This is a genomic window from Deinococcus rhizophilus (assembly GCF_030271215.1).
GTDB lineage: Bacteria > Deinococcota > Deinococci > Deinococcales > Deinococcaceae > Deinococcus > Deinococcus rhizophilus.
In genome coordinates this window covers 1-4,307 of record NZ_JASNGB010000221.1, presented here as the reverse complement: position 1 = coordinate 4,307, position 4,307 = coordinate 1, and the positions used below count along the sequence as shown (strand labels likewise).

Here is a 4,307-nt window from a genome sequence, read left to right as displayed (position 1 = left end):
GAGATTCGTTTCGTGAAAGGTCCGCGCGACCATCCGGGTGATAGATGCGTACGCTGGCGTAATCCGGCGGGGGTCGGGTCTCCCGCAGCTTGCGTGCAGCAGAGTCAGGCGAGGAGGACGCGCTGCCGAAGCAGGTCGAATTTGGCTCGGCCGAACATCTGGCGCTTGATCATCTTGAGCCGATTCACCTGCCCTTCCGTCTGCCCGTTGCTCCAGGGAGACTCGATGGCGCCGCAAATGGCGGCGAAGTCGTTTCGAAAGCTTCGCGCCAACCGTTGGAGGTCAGGTAATCCAGTGGCCTGCGCCCGTTCGATCCAAGAGGTCAGGAGCGCAGCTCCCGACCTCGGCGCGTCTCTCAGCCAGCCCAACACGTCCTGCACCAACTGGTAAATTTCCTGTCCTCGTGGGACCCGATCGAACACTGCCTGCAAGCGGCGGGTCTCCGCCTCTGAACGCCTGTCAGGTCGCGTTGTAAACCACCACGCCACCTGAGCAGGACCCAGCCGCTTCTCCCGGGGCAGGCTCAGCCTTTGCTGATCGGCGATGGACGGAGGTTCATGTCCTTCCCTGAGCCACTGCACGTAAGTGGAAACCCCGCTGAATGCGCCCCGGTATCCTTGCTCGATCACCTCGTGGAAGAGCTGGGTCACGGTCCACTCCGGTTCGGCCATCCGGCTACGGATGTAGGCCGCGTAAGGCGTGATGCCACTGGGTGGAGTGTTCCGCGTCAGCTTGCCCTCGTGTTGAAGCCATTCGGTCACCGTGCTGCGGGCCACCCCCACCTGGCGGGCGATGGCCTTGTAGCTTTGGCCTCTGTCACGCAACTTGACGGCCTGATCATACCGGGCCTGTCGGTGTTGCCGTTTGGTCACCGTCCGTTCGATGCGTTTTTGGTTGGTCGAGGGGCGTCCTGTGGGGAGGGGCTGGAGCGGACCGCTCGTCCCCTCCCCCTGTGCCGGTTCTGGCGGTGCAGTGAGGTGGGCGCGCTGGGGCCGCAACCAGGCTTCGACCGTGTCCCGAACATTGCCGATCAGGTGGAAGCGGTCCGCGATCTGCTGAGCTTCCGGCGCGCCGGAAGCCGCCCCACGGGCATATTCCCCTGCCCGGTCCCGGCAGATGATCTTTACCCCCGGGTGTGCTCTCAGCCACGTCGCCAGGGTGGCACCCTGGCGGTCCGGAAGCAGGTCCACGACCTGACGGCGCTCCAGGTCGATCAGGAGAGTCCCGTACGTTTTCCGTCGTCGCAGAGCGAAGTCGTCCACCCCCAGCACCGTCGGGGTCTCGGCGGGAAGGAGGGGAACGCGACGAATCAGCCGCAGCAGGGTATCGGCGCTGGTAGGTTCGCCGAGGTGGGCCAGGAGCCGGTGGCCAGCCTCTCCTCCCAGACTGAGGGCCACACGACCCTGCTTCTGGGCGAGGCGACAGGTGCGCTGTGCGCGGGGTTCCAGCCAGCCCGGCCAGGTTTCCGCAAAGGTCGTGTGGGGGCAGTTCGGGTTCCGGCAACGGAACCGCCGCGCCCGGACCCGCAGGGTCACGCCATGCTGGCCCAGAGCAGTGTCATGAGGATGCCGGATGTAGCGGCTGTGAACGTGGGAGCTGCGCTGCTGACAGGTGGGACAGGCCACTCCAGAACGCTGATCCTGCACCAGCAGGATCAGCCGCGTGCCTTCCACCTGCGAGTCGAGCACTTGCCAGGTCTCGGGAAAAAGAGGGAGGTCCATGTCCTCAGTTTCGTCGCCCCTGACCCTGCTGCACGCAAGCTGCGGGAGACCCAGCGGGTGCCGGATTGGCCAGCATACGCAATAGACGCGGGCGTCGCGTCACGGTCAATGTGCACGGCGATCTTCCGGTGCAGGGTGGACTCAGCCTGGATGATCCCGAACAAAACCTCAGCGACCCGGAGGAGCGTATCTCAACGGAGATGAGACAGACGCTCTTTCAGGTACTGGGAGAGCGTGTCAACATGCGAGCGGGCGGCACAGGGATGGATCACACCCCCTTTTGCCGCCCTTCTCCATTCCCTTCTGCGTCCTGGACGCCATTTCCCTCAACCTGTCAGGTACTGAGCCCGGTCACTTTTCGGAAATCGGTAGTTTCCCATGCGGTGTCCGTAGCGGTCATACCACTCCGGGTCTGCCGTCTCACGCAGCCAATCTGGAGTAAAAGCGGCCAGGGCATTCAGGGCTGCACGGAGACATTCCGTCACCAGTTCCAGACGGTTCATGACGCGGATGGCGGCCAGGACATGCGTCGAATCGGTGCGCTGCTTGCCGTGTCGGTGGAGCAGCCCCCGGTCAGCGCACAGAGACAGGAGACGATCCAGCCAGATCAGCGGTTCAGGCGCTGCGAGCAGACGGGTCCGAAATTCACAGAGCACACTGGCATCCAGGCCGGGGTCATCCAGTTCCAACGACAGGGCGTATTTCCAGGCGAGGTGACCCCGCACGGCGTCAGCTGCTTGACGGTCAGTCAGGTTTTCGGCGTACTGCATCACACTGATCAGCATCAACCGCCACGGGGCAGCCGCAGGCTGCCCCCGCTGGGGATAGAAATGGACAAAGTCCTGATCGGTCAGGAAAACGCCGAGTTCGTCGCGCAGGCAGAGAAACGGTGCACCCTTGGGAAACGCAGCGCGGGCGATGCGAGCAGTTTCAGCCGGGACCTCTGGAATCGCGGTGGGACGCAACATTTCTCATTGTGAGCTCTGCCCTGGGAATTCGCCAGCAGAATCCGCACGGTCTCGCACGTCGCCGTCCGGTTCTCGGATCCGGTGCTTTCAGGCTCATCCAGCGTCTTGGCCGCGTCCTGCCCAGGGAAGGCTGCCCGGCCAGCTCAGGGGATGGCATGCTTCTCCCCATGACCCCCCTCGATTCCCGGCCGGCCGACCCGTACGCGGCGATCAAAGCCGAGCTGATCGGCCAGTTCGCCCTCGGCCCCGGCTCCCTGCATGGCCCCGATCACTGGCAGCGCGTTGAAGAGACCGCCGTGCGCCTCGCGCAGGCGGAGGGCGGCGACGTCGCCGTGGCCCGCTGGTTCGGCCTCTTCCATGACGCGGCCCGACGCGATGAGGGTGCGGATCTTCTCCACGGCCGCCGGGCCGCCAGGCTGGTCGGCCGCTACCAGGCCCGTCTAGGCCTCACCGACGCCCAGCTCGAGCGGCTGAAATGGGCCTGCGAACACCACGTCAGCGGCCAGACCACCGATGACCCCACCGTGGGCGCGTGCTGGGACGCCGACCGGCTCGATCTGCCCCGCGTGGGGATTCAGCCTCAGGCGAGGTACCTGAGCACAGCCGCGGGCAGGGCGCGCGCGGTCCGACTGGCCCAGGCCCCGGCTGAAGGTCGGTCCACCACGAGCTGAGGCGAGCTGGAGCGGTGTCGGGCGGTGCGGCCTTGCGCTGCGGCAGTCCCTCTGGCATGTCCATACCCATGGCAATTCGCAGACGAGTCGGCGAAGGCACCGTGCACCCGGTGGTGTGGAAAGGGAAGGTGGTGGGCTACCGGGGCCTGGCCATCTACTGTGATCCGGTCACCGGCAAGCGCCGGCGCAAGTCGGTCAGCCGCCGAACCCGGGCAGCAACGGAACGGGCGCTGCGGAAGTTGATCCGCACCCTGCCTCAGGGCCAGGCCCGTCCCAAGACGGCCCGTCCTCCCGCGCTCCCACCGGGGGCCTCTCCCGGCTCCATGCACGCCCTGCTGCTGCGCTGGTTGGACTACAAGGCGCGCGATGTCCGGCCATCCACCTGGCGAGGCTACGTTCAGGCCCTGGAGCGTGTTCTGCCCAGCCTGGGGACCCGGCCCCTGGGACAGCTCACGGTCCTGGACGTGGAAGACCTGGTTGGCCACCTCCAGACGGAGTCCGGTCCGCGCCTGGCGGGGCGGGTCCTGCATGTGCTCCGGATGGCGCTGCAGCAGGCGGTGCGCTGGCAACTCGTCCCCGGCAACGTCGCGCAGCACGCGCGGCTTGCGCACGTGCTGCGGCCGGAACTGACGGTCTAGACCCCCGAGCAGGGTGCCCGCTTTCTGGAGGCTGCCCGTGGCCACCGACTCCATCCGCTGTTCGCCCTCGCGCTGCACACCGGCATGCGCCGCGGCGAGCTGCTCGCCCTGCAGTGGGGCGATGTGGACCTGGACGCCCAGGAACTCGCGGTGCGGCATAACCTGGTAAAAAACAGTGCAGGTCAGGACGTCGTCGGCGAACCCAAGACCGAGGCGGGAAGGCGCAGGGTCGCGCTCGCCGAGGACATCGTGGCGCTGCTGCGTGCGCACCACCGGCGCGAACACCGGGGGCGCCGGGCCCCGCGCCCG

Annotated in this window: 5 protein-coding genes and 1 pseudogene; 3 read left to right on the top strand and 3 right to left on the bottom strand. The window is 66.6% G+C overall.

The window, feature by feature from the left end; translation table 11 throughout:
• Positions 1 to 104: 104 nt before the first annotated feature.
• The 3 genes and pseudogenes from QOL99_RS15445 to QOL99_RS15440 form a co-directional block, all read right to left on the bottom strand.
• Positions 105 to 1,721 (bottom strand): ISL3 family transposase, encoded by a 1,617-nt coding sequence (locus tag QOL99_RS15445; protein ID WP_194165426.1) that lies wholly within the window; start codon positions 1,719 to 1,721, stop codon positions 105 to 107.
• 80 nt (positions 1,722 to 1,801) lie between these two features.
• Positions 1,802 to 1,993 (bottom strand): annotated as a pseudogene (locus QOL99_RS18025) (hypothetical protein); the annotation flags it as partial.
• 54 nt (positions 1,994 to 2,047) lie between these two features.
• On the bottom strand, positions 2,048 to 2,689 hold the full coding sequence (locus tag QOL99_RS15440) for a transposase (protein WP_285525129.1): 642 nt from the start codon (positions 2,687 to 2,689) through the stop codon (positions 2,048 to 2,050).
• Positions 2,690 to 2,856: 167 nt separating this feature from the next.
• Between QOL99_RS15440 and QOL99_RS15435 the strand changes: the two genes are divergently transcribed.
• The 3 genes from QOL99_RS15435 to QOL99_RS15425 form a co-directional block, all read left to right on the top strand.
• A complete protein-coding gene (locus tag QOL99_RS15435; protein ID WP_285525128.1) occupies positions 2,857 to 3,360 on the top strand; it encodes an HD domain-containing protein in 504 nt (167 codons plus the stop codon).
• A gap of 68 nt (positions 3,361 to 3,428) precedes the next feature.
• Entirely contained in the window at positions 3,429 to 3,998 is a 570-nt protein-coding gene (locus tag QOL99_RS15430) for a tyrosine-type recombinase/integrase (RefSeq protein WP_285525126.1), read from the top strand.
• A 24-nt stretch (positions 3,999 to 4,022) separates the two neighbouring features.
• The coding region (locus tag QOL99_RS15425) for a site-specific integrase (protein ID WP_326522595.1) at positions 4,023 to 4,307 on the top strand (285 nt) is incomplete at its 3' end.